Origin of the sequence: Cellulosimicrobium cellulans, assembly GCF_024124905.1 — a bacterium.
Taxonomy (GTDB): Bacteria; Actinomycetota; Actinomycetes; order Actinomycetales; family Cellulomonadaceae; genus Cellulosimicrobium; species Cellulosimicrobium cellulans_G.
The window spans coordinates 303,336-324,028 of record NZ_JAMXST010000001.1 but is presented as its reverse complement, the minus strand read 5'-3'; the positions used below and the strand labels follow the sequence as shown (position 1 = coordinate 324,028).

The following is a 20,693-nucleotide window of genomic DNA, read 5'->3' as shown; positions in this document are numbered from 1 at the left end:
CGCCTCCTGTCGTGTCGGTGGCCGTGGCGGCCGTGGCGGCCGTGACCTGGGGCGGTGACGACGAGAGCCGCCCCAGGACGGTGCCCCAGGACGGCTCTGCAGGTGGACGACGTGCGTCGTCTACCTGAGGAGCGCCCTTCGGGACGGGTCGGTGGACCACTGCAGCACGCGGGTCCACCTCCCCTTCACCGGTCGTCATGATCGTGCGTCCGGGCGGGTTCGACCGGACGCCACGAGGCTATGCCCGCGACCGCCCGACGTCCACGGTTTTGACCCGGCAGGTCGTCGCCGGCGTCAGGCGTCGGCCCCGGCCGGGGCGCTCGCCGCGCGGGGCCGCCCGGCGAGGGCGAGCTGGACGAGCAGCGCGCCCGACAGCACCCAGACCAGCCCCGCGGCCGAGATCGTGCCGCCGGCGAGCCACGCGACCGCCCCGGCGACGACGACGGGCCCGGCGAGCACGACGGCGGTGCGTACGTCGCGCAGCACGGCGTGCACCCCGGCGGACACGAGCCCGTGCACGGCGAACGCGCCGACGAGCAGCGCGAGCTCGCCCGGGTCGAGCGCCCGCGCGGGCTCGTCCAGGACTCCTCCGAGCGCGCCCGCGAGGGTGGCCAGGGCGCCGGTCGTCACCAGGTGCAGGAACCACGCCGACCGTGGCGGCACCCCCGCGGGGCGCAGCAGCGTGACGCCCGCGTAGCCCGACCGCACCGTGAGCGCCCACAGGGCGACGAGCAGCGTGAACGCCCCCGCGCCTGCCACGAGCAGCGTCCGGTCCCACTCGGCCCCGCTCGCGGCGTCGATCGCCTGGATGAGGCCCTCGCCGAGCACGATGATGACGAAGAGTCCCAGCCGCTCCCCGAGGTGCGGGACGTCGGTCACGGCCGCGTCGACCGTCGTCGGCAGCTCGACGGCGTCCGCGCCCCGCCGTCCGCCCCGTCCGGTCCGCCCGGCCGTGCGCCGCGCGGACCCCTCCAGCGGGCGTTCCCGGTCGCCGCGCCCCGGACGGTCGCGCCGGGCACCCGGTCCGCGACCCCGGCGCTCGCGGACCTCGTCGAGGCGCTCCTGCGCGCGCCGCACGAGGCGCTCGCCCGAGAGGGTGAGGAGCAGGAGGAGGTCGATCGCGAGGCCGACCGCCCAGAGCGTGTACCGCGTCTGCCCGTCGAACCACCACGACACGATCCACGGCACGACCCCCGTCAGCGCCTGCACCACCGGCAGGTCGACGACGACGGTCGTGCGCCGCCACGGTCGCGCGGCGACGAGCCGGCCCACGACGTACGCGACCGCGAAGGCCTGTGCGTGCTCGTCGTGGATGCCGGGCACCGCCGCGATCATCACGGCGAGCGCCGCCATCCCGGCGAGGATCGGCAGCGCCCGGGCGCCCTCGCCCGCGACGTTGCCGTACGTGGTGAAGCACGCCCACACGAGCCAGAACGCGGTGTAGGCGATGACGTAGAGCGCGAGCCCGCCGCGGTCGTGGTCCTCCTGCAGCAGGTGGGCGAGCATCCCGATGCCCGCGACGACGACGAGGTCGAAGAAGAGCTCGAGCCACGACGCGTGGCGCTCCTCGCCGACGGGCGACGTCCCCGCGGGGGCGGGGGCGGTCACGGCTGCGGAGTCTGCGCGGGCTGCGCGGGCTCCAGCGGGAGTCGCACGACGAACCGCGTGTCGCCGGGCACGGACGTCACCGTGAGGTCCCCGTGGTGCTTGTTGACGACGATCCGCCACGAGATGTCGAGGCCGAGCCCCGTGCCCTGCCCGACCGGCTTGGTCGTGAAGAAGGGCTCGAAGATGCGGGGGCGTACGTCGTCGGGGATGCCGGGCCCGGTGTCGGCGATCTCGACCTCGGCGCGGTCGTCGACGCGCCGCGTCGTGACCGTCAGCGTGCCGGACCCGCCCATCGCCTGCGCGGCGTTCTCGACGAGGTTGGTCCACACCTGGTTGAGCTCGGCCGCGTAGACGGGCACGGGCGGCAGGCCGGTGTCGTAGCGGCGCACGACCTCGACGCCCGCGAGCGCGTGGTCGAGCATCGTCAGCGTGGAGTCGAGCAGCTCGTGCACGTCGACGGGCCGGAACGGCGCCCGGTCGAGCTGGGAGTACTGGCGCGCCGCGCCGACGAGGGTGGAGATGCGCACGGTCGCGTCCTCGATCTCGGCCATGAGCTGCTCGGTCTCGATCGTGTACGCGAGCCAGCTCACGGCCCCGGTGAGCGCGCCGGCGTCCACGCGCTCGGCGACGCGGTCGAGCCAGGGCTCGTCGATCCCGGCCTGGACGAGCGCGGGGGAGACGCGCCAGCCCTCGGGCAGGCCGTGGTCGTCGAGCCAGTCGGTGAGGCGGTCCTCGAGGTCGGAGGTCTCCAGCGCCCCGACGGCGTCCGCGCTCCGGGTGTCCGCGTACCGTTCGAGCGCCTCCTCCTGGAGCCGGATGAGCTCGGCGAGGGTGGCGCGGTCGTAGGGGCCGTCGGCGATGAGCGCGAGCTTGTGCCGCATGGCGGCCACGCGCTCGCGGAGGGTCCCGGTCGCGCGCACCGCGGCGGCGGCGGGGTTGTTGAGCTCGTGCGTCAGACCTGCCGAGAGCGACCCGAGGGCGAGCAGCCGCTCGCGCTGCCCGACGAGCTGCTGCGCGTCCCGGGTCCCCCAGAACACGCCCTCCAGCAGGTGCACCGCCATGGGGAACCACTCGGTCATGAGCTTGGCGAAGTCGTGCGCCTCGAGCACGAAGAAGCGCGACGTCTCCAGGGCGCGCGCCGAGTGGAGGTACGTCTGGGGGAGGCGGTCGCCGAGGTAGGCGTTCCACGCGCCGAGGTAGACGCCGACCTGGTGGGTGCGCGAGACCTCGACCTCGTCCTCGCCGACGCGCCGGTAGAGCGCGACGCCGCCGTCGAGCAGGACGTAGAACGCCTCGGCGGGCGTGCCCTCGTGGAACAGCCAGCCCGCGTCGTGGCGCTCGACGTGCCCGGTCGCGCACAGCCACGCGAGCTGGTCGTCGGTGAGGTGCTCGAACAGGAACGTGGCGCGCAGCTCGTCGACGTCGCACGGCAGCCACCCGCGCGCGGCTGCCGGGGTGGTGCCCTCGGCGGGCGGGGTCGTGGTGGGGTCCTCGGTGCTGGTCACGGTGTCGCCTCCGGGTGCGGGTCGGGGCCGTGTCGCGGGCCGGTGGTGGTCAGAGCTGTTCGAGGTAGCGGTGCACGAGCATGACGGCCATGGCGCCCTCGCCCACGGCGGACGCGACGCGCTTGGCGGACTCCGCGCGCACGTCCCCGGCGGCGAACACGCCGGGCACGGACGTCTCGAGGTGGTAGGGCGGGCGGTCGAGCGTCCACCCGGCGGGCGGGGCGCCGTCGCGCAGCAGATCGGGACCGGCCACCACGTACCCGCGCGGGTCGCGCGCGACGACGCCGTCGAGCCAGTCGGTGCGGGGCGCGGCGCCGATGAACACGAACGCCCAGCCGCACTCGACGCGCGTGGTCCGGCCGGTCTCGACGTCGCGCAGCTCGAGGTGCTCCAGGTGGTCGTCGCCCGACGCCGCGACGACCTCCGTGCGGGTCAGGACGCGCACGCGCGGGTGGGCCTCGACCTGCTCGACGAGGTAGGAGGACATGGACCGGGCGAGTGAGTCGCCCCGGACCACGAGGGTGACCTGCTTGGCCTCACGGGCCAGGTAGAGCGCCGCCTGCCCCGCGGAGTTGGCGCCGCCGACGACGTACACCTCCTGGTCGTGGCACGCCGTGGCCTCGGTGAGCGCCGACCCGTAGAACACGCCGCGCCCGACGAGGTCGCCGAGCCCCGGTCCGTCGAGCAGCCGGTAGGAGACGCCCGAGGCGAGGATGACCGTGTGGGCGTCGATCGACGTCCCGTCGGGGAAGCGGACGCTGCGCGCGGGTCCGTCGACGTCGAGCTCGATCGCGTCGCGCGTCGTCACGATCTCGGCGCCGAACCGCACCGCTTGTCGCCGTGCGCGCTCGGCGAGCTGTGCGCCCGAGATCCCGTCGGGGAAGCCGAGGTAGTTGTCGATGCGCGAGCTCTGCCCGGCCTGGCCGCCGGTCGCGGTGCGCTCGACGAGCACCGTCCGCAGCCCCTCGGACGCCCCGTACAGTGCCGCGCTGAGCCCCGCAGGCCCGCCGCCCACGACGACGAGGTCGTAGAAGTCCGCCGCGGGGCGCGTGGCGAGCCCGACGCGCTCGGCGAGCGTGGCGTCGTCGGGCGCGACGAGCGCCTCGCCCTCGGGCGTGACGACCAGCGGGAGGGTGTCGCCGTCGGTCTGGGCGGCGGTGAGGAGGCGCGCGCCCTCGGCGGACTCCGACGGGTACCACCGGTAGGGCACGCGGTTGCGCGCGAGGAACTCGCGCACCTGCGACGAGCGCGCCGACCACCGGTGCCCGACGACGACGGTCTCGGCGGGCCGGCGCCGGTCGGTCGCGGACCACGCCTCGAGCTGGGCGTCGACGACGGGGTAGAGCTTCTCCTCGGGCGGGTCCCACGGCTTGAGCAGGTAGTAGTCGAGGTCGACGACGTTGATCGCCTCGATGGCGGCCTCGGTGTCCGCGTAGGCGGTGAGCAGGACCCGCCGCGCCGCGGGGAAGAGGTCCATGGCCTGCTCGAGCAGCTCGACGCCCGTCATGCCGGGCATGCGGTGGTCGGCGAGCACGACGGCGACGTCCTCGCCGCGCAGCGCGAGCTCGCGCAGCGCCTCGAGCGTCTCCGCACCGGACTCGGCGCGCACGATGCGGTACCGGTCGCCGTAGCGGCGGCGCAGGTCGCGCGCGACCGCGCGCGAGACCCCGGGGTCGTCGTCCACGGTGACGATCGCGGGGCGTGTCGTCGCGACGGTGGGTTCCACACGGCCTCCTCGGAGCCACGGACGGGCGAGTGCCATCCTCCCGCCGCCACGGTTCCGCGTCCACGGCGGCGTGGCGCAGGTCACTCTTGACGGGTCGTTCGCCTGCGCTAAGTTAGGCAAGGCAAACCTCAGGTTGCCTCGCCGCGATCCGCGGCGGTCCTCTCCCCGTACCTGGAGCCTCGCCATGCTCTCAGCACGATCCGTCGCGCCCGCGCACGGTACCTCGACCGCCCCGGCCCTGCTCACCGGCACGACCGCGGGCGACTACGCGAGCACCCTGCACGGCGTCGTCGACGACGTGGCGTCGCGGGTCGCGGCGGTGACGCAGCCCTGGTCGGGCGCGAGCCGCGCGCAGCTCGCGACGCTCGTGGACCGCGTCGACCTCGACGCTCCGGGCATCGGCACCGACGCGGCGCTGCGCGAGGCCGCCGACCTGTACGCGACGCACGCGGTGTGGTTCCACGACCCCGCGTACGCCGCCCACCTCAACTGCCCGGTCGCGCTGCCCGCCGTCGGCGCCGAGGCGATGCTCGCGGCGATCAACACGTCCGTCGACACGTTCGACCAGTCGACGGTGGCGACCCTCATGGAGCGGCGAGTCGTGGCGTGGACCGCGGGCCGGGTCGGGTACGCCGCGGGCGACGGCGTGCTCACGTCCGGGGGCACGCAGTCCAACCTGCACGCCCTCTTCCTGGCCCGCGAGCGCGCGGTCGCCCGTGCGGCCCGCGCGGGCGGTCCCGGCCGGTCCGCCGTGCTGCCGCGCCTGCGGGTCCTCGCGGCGGCGTCGAGCCACTTCAGCGTCGCTCGGTCGGCGCTCCTGCTGGGCCTGGCGGACGACGCCGTGGTCCGGGTCGGGGCCGACGCCGACGGCCGCCTCGACCCCGCGGCGCTCGCGGCCGCGATCGGCGCGGTACGGGCCGCGGGCGACGTGGTCATGGCGGTCGTCGCGACCGCCGGCACGACCGACCGCGGCTGCGTCGACCCGCTCGGGGAGGTCGCGGACGTGTGCGACGCGACCGACGTGTGGCTGCACGTCGACGCCGCCTACGGCTGCGGGCTGCTCGTGTCGCCGACCCGCCGGCACCTGCTCGACGGGATCGAACGCTCGCGATCGGTGACGGTCGACTACCACAAGGCGTTCTTCCAGCCCGTGTCCGCGAGCGCGCTCGTCGTGCGCGAGCGCGCCGACCTGGAGCGCGTCGCGCACCACGCGGACTACCTCAACCCGCGCGAGAACCCTGAGCCGAACCAGGTCGACGTGTCGCTGCAGACGACCCGGCGCTTCGACGCGCTCAAGCTCTGGGCGACGCTGCGCGCCCTCGGCCCCGACGGGGTCGGCGCGATGGTCGACGCGGTGTGCGACCTCGCCGCCGCGGTGCACGCCGACCTCGCGGACGACCCCGACCTGCGCGTGCTGGGTCGTACCGACCTGTCCACGGTCCTGTTCCGCTACGAGCCGCCGGGGCTGGCCGCGGAGCACGCCGACCGGCTCGTGCCGCTCGTGCGGCGCGTGCTGTTCGAGTCCGGGCGCGCCGTCGTCGCCAGGACCGTGCTCGACGGCGTCCCGTGCCTCAAGCTCACGCTGCTCAACCCGACCGTGACGCTCGCGGACGTGCGCCACGTGCTCGACCTCGTCCGCACGACGGCTCAGGCGCTCGTCGAGCGCGACGAGCTGCTGCACGACGACGACGTCGCGACGCACGCCGCGGACCTCGTGGCGTCTCTCGCGACCGCCCGGGCGGTGACCCGATGACCACGACGACCCCGAGGACGACCTCGGCGACGAACCCCGTGCCGGCTCCCAGGACGAGCGGCCCCGCCCCGGCGCCCCACGACCCGGCGCGCGTGCGCGACGTCGTCGGCGTGGGGATCGGGCCGTTCAACCTCGGTCTCGCCGCGCTGTCCGCGCCCCTCGACGACGTGGACGCCGTGTTCCTCGACGCCGCGCCCGAGTTCCGCTGGCACCCCGGGATGATGATCGAGGGCGCGACGATCCAGGTCCCGTTCCTCGCCGACCTCGTCACGATGGCGGACCCCACGTCGCCGTACTCGTTCCTCGCGTTCCTCAAGGCGACGGGCCGGCTCTACCCGTTCTACATCCGCGAGTCCTTCTACCCGCTCCGCGCCGAGTACGACGCGTACTGCCGCTGGGTCGCGGCCCGCCTGGGCTCGCTGCGCTGGTCGCGGCGCGTCGTCGCCGTCGAGCACGACCCGGCCGCCGACGCGTTCGTCGTGCGGGCCGAGGTCCTCGACGACGACGGTGCCGTGACGGGCACCGAGGAGCACCGGGGCCGCCACCTCGTCCTCGGCGTCGGCACCGCGCCGGTGCTGCCGCCCGCGCTGCGGGCGCTCGCGGACGAGGTCGCGCGCGGCGAGCACCCGGGCGCCGGGCCGCTCGTGCACAGCGCGCAGTACCTGCCGCACCGCGACGCGCTCGCCGCCGCCGGCTCGGTCACGGTCGTGGGCAGCGGCCAGTCGGCCGCCGAGGTCTACCGCGACCTGCTCGACGGCGTGCACGGCGACGCGCGGCGCCCCGGCTACCGGCTGGACTGGGTGACGCGCTCGCCGCGCTTCTTCCCCATGGAGTACACGAAGCTCACGCTCGAGATGACCTCGCCGGAGTACACCGACCACTTCCACGCCCTGCCGCTCGAGCTGCGCCAGCTCCTCGGCCGCGAGCAGCGCGGCCTGTACAAGGGCATCAGCGGCGACCTCGTGGACGACATCTACGACGCGCTGTACCGCCTGAGCCTCGACCGCCCGGTGCCGACGACGCTGCTCACGGACACCGAGGTCGTGGCCGCGCGCTACGAGCCGGCCAGCCACGGGCGCGACGACGAGAGCGCGGCCGGGCACCCCGACGCGGCGGGGGAGTACGTGCTGCGCCTGCGGCACGCGCAGCTCGGGCGGGAGGTCGAGCGCCGCACGCGTGCGCTCGTCGCCGCGACGGGCTACGCCGCGGCAGTCCCCGCGTTCCTCGACCCGGTGCGCCACCTCCTGCGGTTCGACGAGCTCGGCCGGTTCGACGTCGCGCGCGACTACACGGTCGACGACGCGCGCCGCGTGCACGTGCTCAACGGCGAGGAGCACACGCACGGCATCACCGCGCCGGACCTCGGGTTCGCCGCGTGGCGCAACGCCGTCGTGCTGCGCACCGTCACGGGCCGTGAGGTGTACCCCGTCGAGGAGCGCATCGCGTTCCAGACGTTCGGGCTGCCCGACGCCGCCGCACCCTCGGCCGACCGGTCTCCGACCACGCCTCTCACCCCGTCGGACGCGGCCCGCGTCGTGGCGGGCGGGTGCCCGGGAGGGGAGGCCCGATGAGCGCCCCGGCCGTGACGACGGCGACGTCGGCCGTGCCGTCGTCCGACCTCGCGTCGCCGGAGGTCGCGGCGTCGGGCGCGCGCGTGGGCGCCGCCTTCGCGGTGCGGGTCCGGCTCGGCAGCGGCCACGCGGACGTCTCGTTCGGGGCCGTCGACCCGGCGCGCGACGCCGCGCTCGTGCACGGTTGGCTCGCGCACCCACGGTCGGTGTTCTGGCAGCTCGGCCACCTCGACGTGGACGGGGCGCGCGCCTACCTGGAGGACGTGGCCGCCGACCCGCACCAGGACGCGTGGCTCGGGCGCGTCGACGGCGCGCCCGCGTTCCTCGTCGAGACCTACGACCCGGCGCGGGTCACGCTCGCTGACGCGCCGGCCGCCGTCGCGCTCCTGGAGCCGGGCGACGTCGGGATGCACCTGCTCGTCGCGCCGCCGGCGGGACCCGCGCGCAGCGGCTTCACGTCCGCGGTGATGGGTGCAGTCGTGCGGTTCTGCCTCGACCCCGCCGGGCGCGGGGCGCGGCGCGTCGTCGTCGAGCCGGACGTGCGCAACGCCGCGATCGCGGCGAAGAACGCCGCGGCCGGGTTCCGCGTGCTGCGCGAGCTCGAGCTGCCCGGCAAGACGGCGCACCTCGCCGTCGCGACGCGCGCGGACCTGGACGCGAGCCCGCTCGGCGACGGCGTCGACCTCGCCCCCCACCTGCGCCCCGACCTGGCCGACCGCGCCCACCGCCACCTCGTCGCCAAGGCGATCGCGGAGCTCACGCACGAGCGCCTGCTCGCGCCGCGCGCCGTGGTCCGGCCGGACGCGGCGAACGGTCCGGGCGAGTACGTGCTGCCCGTCGCGGAGGGCTCGGTGGAGTACCGGTTCGTCGCGCGGCGGTACGCGCTCGAGCACTGGGTGCTCGACGAGGCGTCGATCCGGCGCATCGCGCGGGCCGGACACGGCGCGGCGAACCGGACGGCCGAGGCGGGCGACCCCGCGGGTGCGGGCGGCACGGGCGCGCGGCGTGAGCTGCCGGTCGACGCGCTCGACCTCGTCGTCGAGCTCCAGCCCGACCTGCGCATCCCGGACGACCTGCTCGCCACCTACCTCGAGGAGGTGTCGTCCACGCTCGCGAGCGCGACGGCGAAGCTCGAGCGGTACGAGCGCACCGGCGGGCCGAGCGCCACCGACCTCCTCGGCGCGTCGTTCCAGCAGGTCGAGGCGGCCATGACGGAGGGGCACCCGGGGTTCGTCGCGAACAACGGGCGCATCGGGTTCGGACTCGCGGAGTACCGCGCGTACGCGCCCGAGAACGGCGGGCGCGTGCGCCTCGTGTGGCTCGCGGCCCGGCGCGAGCACACGCACCTCGCGCTCGGCGCGGGGCTCGACGAGGCGTCGCATTACGCGGGTGAGCTGTCCGACGACGAGCGCGCCGCGTTCGCGGACCGGCTCGCCGCGCGCGGCCTCGAACCGGCCGACTACCTCTACCTGCCCGTGCACCCGTGGCAGTGGGAGCACCGCGTGCCCATCACGTTCGCCGCCGACGTCGCGCGCGGCGACCTCGTGCCGGTCGGCCAGGGTGCCGACGAGTACCAGCCGCAGCAGTCGATCCGCACGCTGTTCAACCTCACCCGGCCCGGCCGCCACTACGTCAAGGTCGCCCTCGCGATCCAGAACATGGGCTTCCTGCGGGGGCTGTCGCCCGCCTACATGCGCGACACCCCCGCCATCAACGACTGGGTCGCCGACCTCGTCGCCGCCGACCCCGAGCTCGGCGGGCGCGGCTTCACCGTCCTGCGCGAGCTCGCCTCGATCGGGTACACCGGCGACGTCTACCACCGCACCGCGACCCCGTCGCCGCACCGCAAGATGCTCGCCGCCCTGTGGCGCGAGAGCCCCGTGCCCCGCACCGCGCCCGGCGAGCGCCTGGCCACCATGGCCGCGCTCCTGCACCGCGACCCCGACGGCGCCGCGCACGCGACCGCGCTCGTGCGCGCCTCCGGGCTCGACCCCGCCGACTGGGTGCGCGCCTACCTCGACGCCTACCTGCGCCCGCTCGCCCACGCGCTCCTCGCGCACGACCTCGCGTTCATGCCGCACGGCGAGAACCTCATCCTCGTCCTCCGCGACCACGTCGTGGTCCGCGCGGTCATGAAGGACCTCGGCGAGGAGATCGCCGTCCTCGGCGACGCCCCGCTCCCGCCCGACGTCGAGCGCGTGCGCGCCGTCGTCGACGACGAGGAGAAGGCGCTCGCGATCTTCACCGACGTGTTCGACGGCGTGCTGCGCCACCTCGCCGCGATCCTCGCCGGCGACGGCGTGCTGCCCGAGGACCGGTTCTGGCGCCTCGTCGCGGAGTGCCTCGACGCGCACCGCGCCGACCACCCCGACCTGCGCTCCGGCGTCGACCTGCGCGCCCCGCGGTTCGCGCACTCGTGCCTCAACCGCCTCCAGCTGCGCAACACGCTCCAGATGGTCGACCTCGCGGACCAGTCCGCGTCCCTCCTGTACGCGGGCACGCTCGCCAACCCCGCCGCGCGGGACGCCTGACGTGGGGACTTCTGGGGTACCGGGCGTCCCGCCCGGCGGGTTCGCCGTGCACCGCGACGCGTGGGGCGTGCCGCACGTGCGCGCAGCCGACGAGCTCGCGCTCGCCCGCGGCCAGGGGTACGTCACCGCGCTCGACCGCGGCTGGCAGATCGAGGTCGACCGGTGGCGCGCCGAGGGCCGCCTCGCCGAGCGCCTGGGCGAGCCCGGACTCGCGTGGGACCGGTTCGCCCACCGGGTCCGCCTCGCCGACACCGCGCGCCGCGCCTACGCGGCGCTCGCGGCCGACGACCGCGCCTGGGTCGACGCGTACACGGCGGGCGTCAACGAGGGCCTGGTCCGGGGCCGCGACGTGCCCGAGCTGCGCGCGCTCGCCGACCCGGCGTGGCCCGGCGGCGCCGACCTGCCGCCGCACGAGCCGTGGCCCGCGTGGGCGCCGCTCGGCGTCTTCCTCGTCGCGCACGTCCTGTTCTCCGGCTTCCCGCACGTGCTGTGGCGCGACCACGTCGCCCGGACCCTCGGTGCCGACCTCGCCCGCTCGCGTCCCGACGTGCCGCTCGACGCCGTGCTCGACCTGCTCGCCGTGGATGGCGGTCCCGGCTCGGGGTCGAACGCGTGGGCGCTCGCGGGCGGGCGGACGCGCAGCGGGGCGCCGCTGCTCGCGGGCGACCCGCACCGCCTGCTCGAGCTGCCGGGCGTGTACCAGCAGGTGCGGCTCGCGTGCGACGACTACGACGTCGTCGGTCTCGCCTTTCCCGGCGTGCCCGGCCTCCCGCACTTCGGCCACGCCGGGGCCACGGCCTGGGGCGTGACGAACGCGATGGCGTACCACGTCGACGTGATCGGCGAGAGCCTGCGCCGGACGGACGACGGCCGGGTGGAGGCTCGGGGCCCGGAGGGACCGGAGCTCGCGGACGTCGTGGTCGCCACGGTGCGCGTGCGCGCCGCGGGGGGACCCGTGGAGCACCGGGTGGAGACGGTCGAGACGGCGCGCGGGGTCGTGGTGACGGGCGGCCCGGAGGAACCGGGCCGCACGTTCGCGCTCCGCCTGCCCGCGCGCGTGGACGCCGACCTCGGCGTCGCGGCGTGGCGGCGGCTGCTGCGGGCGCGGTCGGCGCGCGACGTCACCGACGCGTTCGGCGCGTGGGTCGACCCGGTGGACCGCGTGCTCGCGGCGGACCGCGACACGGTGCTGTCGGTCACCGCCGGCCGCGTGCCCCGCCGGGACCGTGCGGAACGGGCGCTGCCCCTGCTCGCGTGGTCCGACGCCGCGCGCGCCCGGCCGTGGCTCGTGCCGCCCGCTCCCGTGGTCGTCGAGGACGTCGCGGTCGACGCGAACGAGCGCCCGGGACGACCGGGGCTCGACCTGGGCCACACCTACGCGCCGCCCCATCGCGCGCGGCGGATCCGCGCGCTGCTCGACGCCGCGGGCGACGACGGGACGGCAGCCGACCAGACCCGGGTGCACGCGGACACGCTGCTCGGCGGCGCGGACGATCTGCTGCGCTGGCTCGGCGGGTCCGCGGCTGGCGGGTCCGGGCGCGGCGGGGAGACGGGTGGCGAGGGCGCGTCCGGTACGACCGTCGGCGCGATGGACGGCGACCCCGCATCGGCGCGAGCGGCCCGCCGCCTGCGCGCGTGGGACCGTCGCATGGACGCGGACAGCGCGGACGCAGCCCTGTTCGCCGCGTGGCGTGCGGCGCTCGTGCGCCGGGTCGCCACGCATCCCGCCCTGGCGCCCCTGCGCGCGCCGCACGGGCTCGACACCGTCTTCGCCCCGTGGCTGTCGGTCACGGCACGCGTCGCGGACGCGCTGCCGGCGCTGCTCGGCGCCGCGTGGCTGGGGATCGACGGGACGGGCGAGGCGTGGGCCGCGCTGCGCGAGGTCGTGCGTGCTCCCGCGGGCGCGCGTGTCGACGGCCCCGACGGGCCGGACCGGGTGCCGCCGGACCCCGACGGCGCGAGCACCGTGCCCGCGAGCACCGTGCCGGTGTGGGGCGCGACCCACCGCGTGCTCGGCCTGCACGTGCTCCTCGACGTCCCGGGCGCCACGGCGCCGCGCGTGCCGTCGCTGCCGCTCGGCGGCGACACGGACACCGTGTGCTGCACCGCGAGCGTGCCCGGGATCAGCGACGTGTGCCTGCGCGGGTCGGTCGCGCGCTGGGCGTGGGACCTGGCCGACCGCGACGCGAGCCGCTGGGGCGTGCCGTTCGGCGCGAGCGGGGACCCGCGCTCGCCGCACTTCGCCGACCAGCTCACGGCGTGGGCGGTCGGGGAGACCGTGCCCGTCGTGACCGACTGGACCCTGCTGCGCCACGAGGAGACCCGATGACGACCCCCGCGAGGACCGCGACGACCGCGACCTTCCCCGACGTGCCGACCGGACCGGGTGGCGAGGCCGACCTCGCCGCTCCCGCTGGCGACGTCGCTCCCCCCGGGAGCAGGCGGCTGCGGACGGGGGCGCCGGGCGAGCTCCTGCTAACGCACGCCGCCCCGGGCGGTGGCCGGCTGACGCTGCGCGTGCTCGACCCCGATGCCGACCTCGACGTGCTGCACGACTGGGTGACCCGGCCGCGGGCGCGCTTCTGGGGTCTGGCGGAGCTGTCCCGGGCCGAGCTGCGCGACCTGTACGCGTACGTCGGCTCGCTGCCCACGCACCACGCGTTCCTCGTGCGGTGGGACGAGACGCCCGTCGCGTTGCTGCAGACGTACGAGCCGGAGCACGACCCGGTGGGCGAGGCGTACCCGGTGCGGCCCGGCGACGTGGGCGCGCACCTCCTGCTCGGGGCGCGGGGCCCCCGCGGCGCGGACCTGTGGGGTGCCGTCGGGCCGCTGATGGTCGCGTTCTGCTTCGCGGACCCGCGCGTCGACCGCGTCGTCGTCGAGCCGGACGCGGCGAACGCGAGGGCGCACGCCCGGATGCGCGCGCTCGGCTTCGAGACCGCGGGCCGCGTGCGCGTCGGGGAGAAGGACGCGGTGCTCGCGTTCCTCACCCGCGAGCGCGCCCGGGACCTCCTCGCCGCGGCGGCGGCGGTGTCGCGCGACTGACTCCCGCGCGCGACGTCGTCGACGGGGTCGGGCGCGGGGGCGCGCGGTGCCCCCGTCCCGGTGCGCGCCTCAGCGGGGGGCGACGGCGTGACCGGCGTCGCGGAGAGCGTGCGTGGCCTGGTCGAGGCGGTCCTCGGGCACGAGCACGAGGTCCGCGTGGAACGTGGACGCGACGAACACGGCGATGCCCGCGTCGGCGAGGGGCCCGACGACGGAGGCGAGCACCCCGGTCGTCGTCAGGTCGTGCGCCGAGCCGTAGAACCCGGCCCACCGCTCGGCGTCGTCGAAGGGCGACGCGTGCCGCACGACCGTCAGGCCCTCGGGGGCACGCACGAGCGCGACCCACTCGTCGTCCTCGGGGAACGTGGCGCCGGGGACGTGGGCGAGGAGGAAGCGGTCGGGGACGACGTGGAGGTCGAGCGAGGTCATGCGCGGGACGGTATCCGCCTGCGCCCACACGGCCGTCGTCGCCCCGGCGTCCGCGGGCGCGTGCGCTACGGGGCGAGCGCGAGCAGCGGCTCGGGGTCGTCGACCCCGACGAGGACGGTGGTCGCGGTCACGCGACGGGTCCCCGCGACCCGGGCCGCGACCGGGGCGGCGAGGTCGAGGCGGACCACGGGTGAGCGCGCGGACCGCACGAACGACACGACGCCGTGCGCGCCGGTGCGCTCCCCGCCGTCCGCCGGGTCGTCGTGACCCGCGCCGATCTCGACGGGCCGCACTGCTGTCCCCGTCCAGGTGCCGGCGGCCACGACGTCCGCCCGGGGCACGACGACGCCGCCGACCCAGCCGAACCGCACGACGAGCGCGTCGGGGCCGAGGCGGACCGACGCCCAGAGGGGCGAGGCGAGGGCGAGGACCAGGGCGAGCGTCGCGAGGCCGAGGACGACGTCGACGACGAGGGCCGCGACGTCCGGCAGCAGCGCCCCCGCGACGAGGTGCACCGTGAGCACCTCGACGGCGCCGAGCCCGACGACGCCCGCGACGAGCGCCCACCACTGGCCGCGCGCGCCCGCGCCGAGGCGCTGCCGGGACCGTGTCACGCGCCGACCCTACCGGCCGGGCGCGGCTCGTCAGCGGGCGAGGCGCTCGACGACCGCGCCGTACAGCCACGGGGCGACGCTCGCCGCGGGCACGATCGCCCCGCGGGCCGGGCTGCCCGCCCATGCGAGCAGGCCGGTCGTCAGGACGCGGTAGTCCCGCGTGGCGCGCGACCACGCCCGCTCGTACGCTCCCGCGTCGTCGAGGTGGCGCACCGCGGCGTCGGCCTGGGCGAGCCCGACGCGCACGCCCTCGCCCGTGAGCGCGTCGACGTACCCGGACGCGTCGCCGACGAGCCGCACCCGCCCGGCGGTGCGCCGTCGGGCGCGCTGGCGCAGCGGCCCGGCGCCGCGCACCTGCCCCACCGCGGGGGCGTCGCGCAGCCGGTCGGCGAGCTCGGCGAACGCGTCGAGCCCCGCCCGCGCGCCGTCGCCGTCCCCCCGCGCCGGGCTCGCGTCGCCGCGCCGCGCCAGCACGGCGACGCCGACGACGTCGGGCGCGACGGGGGTCACGTACGCCTCGGCGTGCGGGGCCCAGTGCACCTCGACGAGGTCGCTCCACGGCGTCGTGCGGTAGTGGGTGCGCAGCCCGAACCGGGCGCGGCCGTGGGCGGGGGCGTCGAGCCCGGTGAGGCGCCGGACCGTGGAGTGCAGGCCGTCGCACCCGAGCACCCAGGACGCGCGCACGTGCGTGCGTGTGCCGCCCGCGTCCTGGCCGAGGCGGTGCGCGGCGCGGGGCGAGGTGTCGAGCGCGACGTCGACGCCGCGGTCGTCCTGGCTCAGCCCGCGGAGGGTCGCCTGCTCGATCAGGACGCCCTCGGCCAGCGCGCGCTCGCGCAGCGCCGCGTGCAGGGCGGTGCGTCGCACGCCGCGCCCCGGTCCGGCGGCGAAGGGGTGGTCGGCGTGGCGGGTCGCGTCGCGGTAGCTGATGCCCGCGAGCCGGTGCCCGGGCGGGTCGACGCCGAGGTCGAGCACGGCGGCGAGCGCGCCGGGAAGCAGGCCCTCCCCGCACGCCTTGTCGATGACGCCCGCGCGCCGGTCGACCACGACGACCTCGCGCCCGGCCCGCCGGGCGTGCAGCGCCGCCGCCAGGCCGACGGGGCCGCCGCCCACGACGAGGACCTCGGTGCGTGCCGGGACGCTCACGTCGCGCCCGTCACGACCGGGGGCGCGGCGGGCCGTCGGCGCTCGCCCCCGCCGCGGTGGCGAGCGCGAGCGCACGCTCCTCGGCGGGGATGCGGAACCGGGCCAGCAGCACGGCGTTGAGGACGGTGAACGCGAGAGCCGTGACCCAGCACGAGTGCACGAGCGGGAGGGCGAAACCCTCGACGACGACCGCGACGTAGTTGGGGTGACGCAGCCACCGGTACGGACCGCGCGCCACGAGCGGGAGGCCGGGCACGACGATGACGCGCGTGTTCCACCGCGGTCCGAGCGTCGCGATGCACCACCAGCGCAGCCCCTGGCTCGCGAGCACCAGGGCGAGCATGGGCCAGCCGAGCCAGGGCAGGAAGGGCCGGTCCGCGAGCCACGCCTCGGCGACGCACGCGACCAGGAGCCCGGTGTGCAGGGCGACCATGGCGGGGAAGTGCCCCCGGCCCGACTCCACGCCGCCGCGCGCGAAGGACCAGCGCGCGTTGCGCGCGGACACCACGAGCTCCGCGAGGCGTTCCACCGCCGTGGCGCCGACGAGCACGACGTACCAGGCGAGGCTCATCCGTCCGCCCCCGCGCGGGGTGCACCGCGCCCGTCGAGGCGCAGGAGCACGAGCTCGGTGCTGACCCCGGGGCCGAACGCCAGGAGGACGGCGGGCGTGCCGGGCGGCGTGCGGTCGCGTCCGAGCGTCGCGGCGAGCACGTGCAGCACGGACGCCGACGACAGGTTCCCGACGTCGCGCAGGGACGCGCGGCTGAGCGCGAGGTCCTCCTCGGCGAGGCCCAGCGCGTCGCGCACGGCGTCCAGGACGCGGGGGCCGCCCGCGTGCACGACCCACGCTCCGACGTCGGCCGGCTCGAGGTCGTGCTCGGCGAGGAGCGCCTTGACGTCCCCGAGCAGGTGCGCCCCGATGAGCTCCGGCAGGCGCGCGGACAGCACGATCTCGAACCCCGTGTCGCCCACGCGCCACCCGAGGTCGCCCGTCGTGCCGGGGTGCAGGTGGGAGCGCGAGTCGACGACGCGCGCGCCGCACGCCCGCCCCCCGTCGCGCGCGGCCCGCCCGTACGGACCGGGGCGCCGCGCGAGCGGGTGCTCGTCGCCCACGAGGACCGCCGCCGCCGCGCCGTCGCCGAACAGGCCCGACGCGACGAGGTTCGCCGTCGACGGGTCGCCGCGCTGCAGCGTCAGGGAGCACAGCTCGACCGCCACGAGGAGCGCGACGTCGCGCGGCCGGCCCCGCAGCAGGTCGTCCGCGCGCGCCAGGCCCGCGGCGCCCCCGGCGCAGCCCCACCCGAACGACGGCGTGCGCCGCACGTCGGAGCGCAGGCCCAGCCGGGCGGCGACCAGCACGTCGAGCGTGGGCGCGCCGACGCCCGTGACGGTCGTCAGGACGACGTGGTCCACCGCGTCCGCGCGCAGCCCCGCGTCGTCGAGCGCCGCCCGGCACGCCCGCTCCGCGAGGTCCGTGCCGAGCGCGAGGAACACGTCGTTGGCCGACCCGAACGACAGCCCGCCGTAGTCCTCGACCGGCAGGGCGAGATGACGGGTCTCCACTCCCGCGTGGGCGTGCAGGCGGCGCGTGAGCGCACGCCGCACCGGGTCGTCCGTGAGCAGCTCGCTCGTGACCCGGGAGATCTCGTCCTGGCGGTACGCATGGTCGGGAAGCGAGGTCCCGACGGCGACGACGCGCGACATGCCCGCATCGTCCCACCGGCCTGCGCCGCCCGCGCGGGGGGCGAGCTGCGCCGCGCGGTCGGCCGCGTCGACGTCCGACGGGTGACGAGCCGCGCTCAGGCGTCCCGACGGCGGGCACCGCACCCGCAGCCGGACTACGGTGCGGCCATGGCGTCGGGGCGGTCGCGGGGGCTCGTGCGGGGGCTGGTCGTCGCGAGCCACTTCCCGCCCACGGTGATGGTCACCCTGTTCGCGCTCGCGCTCTCGGCCGGGATCGGTGCGGGTGCCCGCACGACGACGCTCGTGGCGCTCGCGGTCCTCACCGGCCAGCTCTCGGTCGGGTGGAGCAACGACTGGCTCGACGCGCGCCGCGACCTCGCGGTGGGGCGTGCCGACAAGCCCGTCGTGACCGGACTCGTCACGCCCGCGACCCTGCGCACGGCGGCGCTCGCGGCCCTCGGCGCGTGCGTGGTGCTCTCGCTCGCGACCGGCGTGGTGCCGGGGCTCGTGCACGTCGTCGCCGTCGCGATCGCATGGTCGTACAACGCGGCGCTCAAGGCGACGTGGTGGTCCTGGGCCCCGTACGCCCTCTCGTTCGGGCTGCTCGCGGTGTTCGTCGTGCTCGCCGCGCCCGGGGACGGCCGGCCGGCTCCGTGGGCGGTGGCCGCCGCGGTGCTGCTCGGCGTGGGCGCGCACGTCGCGAACACGCTGCCGGACCTCGAGGACGACGCCGCGACCGGGGTCCGCGGCCTGCCGCACCGGCTCGGGCGGCGCGCGAGCAGCGTCCTCGCGCCCGCGCTGCTCGGCGTGGCCGCGCTCCTCGTCGTCCTGGCGCCCCCGGGTGCGCCGGACGCCGCGGCCTGGGTGCTGGGCGGAGCAGGTTTGCTCCTCGCCGTCGCGGCGGGGGTCGTGGGCGTGCTGCGGCCCCGCAGCCGGGCCCCGTTCGCGCTGTCGATGGCGGTGGCGGGCGTGTGCGTCGTGCTGCTCGTGCTCGCGGCGCCCGCCGTCGTCGTCGCGGGCTGAGCGGGCGGCGCAGGAGGCGACCGACGCGAGCCTCAGAAGCGGGTCAGCGCGTGAGGTGGACGGACGCCTCGGCGGTGTAGGTCTGGAACGTGAGCGAGGCGAACAGGTAGAGGCGGACCTCGTCGGCCGTGTGGTCGAGGTAGCCGATGGACACGTCCTGCCCGATCGTCAGCTCGTGGTCGCCGCCGCGCGTGGTGAGCAGGTACCCGCCGCGCAGCGCGGGCGCCCACACGATGTCGCGCTGCACCATGCGCTCGAGCTGCTCGCGGATCGGGTACCCGTGGTCGCGGGTCTCGGACACCGCCGTGTACAGGTCGGCGTCGAGCACGAGCGCGTACGGGCCCTCCACGCCCGCGAGGCGCAGCTCGGTCTGCGCGGCGGCGACGGCGTCGGGCAGGTCGCGCGGGTCGGCGGGGACCGCGATCGGCGGGTTGTCCGACCCGGGGCCGATGCCGCGGATCCCGGCGGCCGCGTACCCCTCGAACACGGCCCGGTCTTCGGCGCGCGCGAGCGCCGTGGCGGCGTCCTTGACCGGCTGCCAGTCCGAGTCCTTCGAGCCGCGCGCGACGTCGTCGACCGCCTGCCGCGACACCGTGAACGGCACCTGCAGCTCGACGAGCGGCACGACGTCGCGCAGGCGCGCCCGGATGCCGTCGTGCGGGGCCTCGACGTCGGTGACGTGTCCCGTGCGGGCGGACGCCGTGCCGAAGCCGAGCGGGCCCGTCACGTCGACCACGCGCCGCCCGGCGACGTTGCGCACGAACGTGCGCCGCGCCTCGTCCGCGATCTCCTCCCACGCGGCGTCCGTGACGGGCGCGAGCCAGCGGTGCAGGTTCGAGTCCCCGGGCGCGCCCGCGCCGCTCGTGGGGACGACCGAGCCCAGGTCCGGTTCCGAGGTGCTCACGACGGTTCTCCCTTCAACGACCCGATCGCGAGAGTCCCGACGGGCGCGGTGGTGGCGGGTGCGGCAGGCTGCGCGGTCGCGGTCGCGGTGCCGGGTGCGGTGGGCGCGGGCCGTCCGGCCTCGTCCGGGGCGTCGTCGGCCAGCGACTCGAGCAGGTCGAGCGAGGGGACGAAGAACGACGTCCCGGTCAGCGCGGTGGACACGTCGAGGATGTGGTCGTAGCGCCCCGGCGGGTTCCCCACGAACATGTTGTCCAGCATGCGCTCCACGACGCCGACGTCCGCGGCGTAGGCGATGTAGTAGGTGCCGAACTCTCCGGTCGACGGGTCGCCGAACGCCATGTTGTCGCGCAGGACGTCACGCTCGGTCCCGTCGTCGTCGACGATCGTGTTGAGCGACACGTGCGAGTCCGGGGGCTGCACGTCGTCCGCGAGCTCGACGTCGTCGAGCTTGGTCCGCCCGATGATGCGCTCCTGCGCCTCGACGGGCAGCGCGCCCCAGGCCGCGAGGTCGTGCACGTACTTCTGCACGACGACGTGGCTGCCGCCCGCGAACGGGCCGTCCGGGATGATCGCGGCGCCCGCGGCTGAGCGGCCCGTCGGGTTCTCGGTGCCGTCGACGAAGCCGAGCAGGTCGCGCGAGTCGAAGTAGCGGAAGCCCGTCACGTGGTCGTCGACCCGCACCGCGTCGCCGAGCGCGGCCATGACCTGCCGGGTCAGCTCGAACGTGAGGTCGGCGCGGTCGGCCCGGACGTGGAACAGCACGTCGCCCGGGGTCGAGGGGGCGTCGTGCACGGCGCCCTGCACGGCGCGGAACGGGTGCAGGCCGTCGGGCCGCGGCGCCCCGGGCGGGCGCACGGCGTCCCAGAACGCCGCACCCAGCCCCACGACGCACGTGAGCCCCGCGGCCGACTGGCGGAACCCCACCGCGCGCACCAGGTCGTTGACCGACGAGGCGACGTCGAGCAGGCGCTCGCGCGACCCGGGCGAGCCCGTCGCGCTGACGACGAGGAACACCGCGGACTCGGTGAGACCGCCCAGGACGGGCTGCGGCTCCGGGACGTCGGCCGGCACGCCGATGCTCGCGCCGGTTCCCTGGGTCGTGTTCTGCGGCACGAGGCGAGCGTGCCACGCGTGCCGGGGGAGCGCACCCGCGCGG

At 76.7% G+C, this 20,693-nt stretch carries 16 protein-coding genes; 6 read left to right on the top strand and 10 right to left on the bottom strand.

Translation table 11 applies throughout. From position 1 onward, the window contains the following. Positions 1–294 precede the first annotated feature (294 nt). The 3 genes from NHH00_RS01470 to NHH00_RS01460 are packed head-to-tail and all read right to left on the bottom strand — an operon-like array spanning position 295 to position 4,839. On the bottom strand, positions 295–1,608 hold the full coding sequence (locus tag NHH00_RS01470; protein WP_253049523.1) for a low temperature requirement protein A: 1,314 nt from the start codon (positions 1,606–1,608) through the stop codon (positions 295–297). Then, positions 1,605–3,113 carry an ATP-binding protein gene (locus NHH00_RS01465; RefSeq protein ID WP_253049521.1) on the bottom strand — a complete coding sequence of 503 codons (1,509 nt, stop codon included), beginning with the start codon at positions 3,111–3,113 and terminating at the stop codon, positions 1,605–1,607. The genes NHH00_RS01470 and NHH00_RS01465 overlap by 4 nt, the downstream gene beginning before the upstream one ends. A gap of 49 nt (positions 3,114–3,162) precedes the next feature. After that, positions 3,163–4,839 carry an FAD-dependent oxidoreductase gene (locus NHH00_RS01460; RefSeq protein ID WP_253049519.1) on the bottom strand — a complete coding sequence of 559 codons (1,677 nt, stop codon included), beginning with the start codon at positions 4,837–4,839 and terminating at the stop codon, positions 3,163–3,165. Between the two features lie 184 nt (positions 4,840–5,023). Between NHH00_RS01460 and NHH00_RS01455 the strand changes: the two genes are divergently transcribed. From NHH00_RS01455 to NHH00_RS01435, 5 genes are read left to right on the top strand one after another with little or no spacing between them, the layout of a single operon-like run. Next, on the top strand, positions 5,024–6,592 hold the full coding sequence (locus tag NHH00_RS01455; RefSeq protein WP_253049517.1) for a pyridoxal phosphate-dependent decarboxylase family protein: 1,569 nt from the start codon (positions 5,024–5,026) through the stop codon (positions 6,590–6,592). After that, entirely contained in the window at positions 6,589–8,163 is a 1,575-nt protein-coding gene (locus NHH00_RS01450; protein ID WP_253049515.1) for a lysine N(6)-hydroxylase/L-ornithine N(5)-oxygenase family protein, read from the top strand. Before NHH00_RS01455 ends, NHH00_RS01450 begins: the two co-directional genes overlap by 4 nt. Beyond that, positions 8,160–10,694, top strand: a complete 2,535-nt coding sequence (locus tag NHH00_RS01445; protein WP_253049513.1) for a GNAT family N-acetyltransferase — start codon at positions 8,160–8,162, stop codon at positions 10,692–10,694. Before NHH00_RS01450 ends, NHH00_RS01445 begins: the two co-directional genes overlap by 4 nt. Before the next feature lies 1 nt (position 10,695). Beyond that, positions 10,696–13,023: a penicillin acylase family protein gene (locus NHH00_RS01440; RefSeq protein ID WP_253049511.1), complete on the top strand. Its 2,328-nt coding sequence runs from the start codon at positions 10,696–10,698 to the stop codon at positions 13,021–13,023. Further along, complete coding sequence (locus NHH00_RS01435) at positions 13,020–13,739, top strand: GNAT family N-acetyltransferase (protein WP_253049509.1); 720 nt, start codon at positions 13,020–13,022, stop codon at positions 13,737–13,739. Before NHH00_RS01440 ends, NHH00_RS01435 begins: the two co-directional genes overlap by 4 nt. 69 nt (positions 13,740–13,808) lie before the next feature. On the opposite strand, the gene NHH00_RS01430 is transcribed toward NHH00_RS01435, so the two are convergent. The 5 genes from NHH00_RS01430 to NHH00_RS01410 form a co-directional block, all read right to left on the bottom strand. Next, entirely contained in the window at positions 13,809–14,168 is a 360-nt protein-coding gene (locus NHH00_RS01430; RefSeq protein ID WP_253049507.1) for an ACT domain-containing protein, read from the bottom strand. 65 nt (positions 14,169–14,233) lie between these two features. Then, a complete protein-coding gene (locus NHH00_RS01425) occupies positions 14,234–14,782 on the bottom strand; it encodes a hypothetical protein (protein WP_253049505.1) in 549 nt (182 codons plus the stop codon). Between the two features lie 30 nt (positions 14,783–14,812). Beyond that, positions 14,813–15,925: an NAD(P)/FAD-dependent oxidoreductase gene (locus tag NHH00_RS01420; protein WP_253049503.1), complete on the bottom strand. Its 1,113-nt coding sequence runs from the start codon at positions 15,923–15,925 to the stop codon at positions 14,813–14,815. A 10-nt stretch (positions 15,926–15,935) separates the two neighbouring features. Continuing rightward, the gene (locus NHH00_RS01415; RefSeq protein WP_253049501.1) at positions 15,936–16,496 is read right to left on the bottom strand and encodes an isoprenylcysteine carboxyl methyltransferase family protein; all 561 of its coding nucleotides are present in this window, start codon (positions 16,494–16,496) and stop codon (positions 15,936–15,938) included. Next, positions 16,493–17,629: a type III polyketide synthase gene (locus NHH00_RS01410; protein WP_253049500.1), complete on the bottom strand. Its 1,137-nt coding sequence runs from the start codon at positions 17,627–17,629 to the stop codon at positions 16,493–16,495. The genes NHH00_RS01415 and NHH00_RS01410 overlap by 4 nt, the downstream gene beginning before the upstream one ends. A 147-nt stretch (positions 17,630–17,776) precedes the next feature. Here NHH00_RS01410 and NHH00_RS01405 point away from each other — a divergent pair, with 147 nt between their 5' ends. Then, positions 17,777–18,631, top strand: coding sequence for a UbiA family prenyltransferase (locus tag NHH00_RS01405; RefSeq protein WP_253049498.1), 855 nt, complete (start codon positions 17,777–17,779; stop codon positions 18,629–18,631). A gap of 43 nt (positions 18,632–18,674) precedes the next feature. Here NHH00_RS01405 and NHH00_RS01400 read toward each other — a convergent pair whose 3' ends face one another. Together NHH00_RS01400 and NHH00_RS01395 are read right to left on the bottom strand one after the other, a co-directional pair. Continuing rightward, positions 18,675–19,535: a family 1 encapsulin nanocompartment shell protein gene (locus NHH00_RS01400; RefSeq protein ID WP_253049496.1), complete on the bottom strand. Its 861-nt coding sequence runs from the start codon at positions 19,533–19,535 to the stop codon at positions 18,675–18,677. Next, on the bottom strand, positions 19,532–20,650 hold the full coding sequence (locus tag NHH00_RS01395) for a Dyp-type peroxidase (RefSeq protein WP_253049494.1): 1,119 nt from the start codon (positions 20,648–20,650) through the stop codon (positions 19,532–19,534). The genes NHH00_RS01400 and NHH00_RS01395 overlap by 4 nt, the downstream gene beginning before the upstream one ends. Positions 20,651–20,693 lie beyond the last annotated feature (43 nt).

Excerpts from the sequence above, each read along its gene's own strand:
- NHH00_RS01445 (WP_253049513.1), top strand. The coding sequence starts at position 8,160 with ATGAGCGCCCCGGCCGTGACGACGGCGACGTCGGCCGTGCCGTCGTCC.
- NHH00_RS01430 (WP_253049507.1), bottom strand. The coding sequence starts at position 14,168 with ATGACCTCGCTCGACCTCCACGTCGTCCCCGACCGCTTCCTCCTCGCC.
- NHH00_RS01450 (WP_253049515.1), top strand. The coding sequence starts at position 6,589 with ATGACCACGACGACCCCGAGGACGACCTCGGCGACGAACCCCGTGCCG.
- NHH00_RS01435 (WP_253049509.1), top strand. The coding sequence starts at position 13,020 with ATGACGACCCCCGCGAGGACCGCGACGACCGCGACCTTCCCCGACGTG.
- NHH00_RS01405 (WP_253049498.1), top strand. The coding sequence starts at position 17,777 with ATGGCGTCGGGGCGGTCGCGGGGGCTCGTGCGGGGGCTGGTCGTCGCG.
- NHH00_RS01455 (WP_253049517.1), top strand. The coding sequence starts at position 5,024 with ATGCTCTCAGCACGATCCGTCGCGCCCGCGCACGGTACCTCGACCGCC.
- NHH00_RS01410 (WP_253049500.1), bottom strand. The coding sequence starts at position 17,629 with ATGTCGCGCGTCGTCGCCGTCGGGACCTCGCTTCCCGACCATGCGTAC.
- NHH00_RS01415 (WP_253049501.1), bottom strand. The coding sequence starts at position 16,496 with ATGAGCCTCGCCTGGTACGTCGTGCTCGTCGGCGCCACGGCGGTGGAA.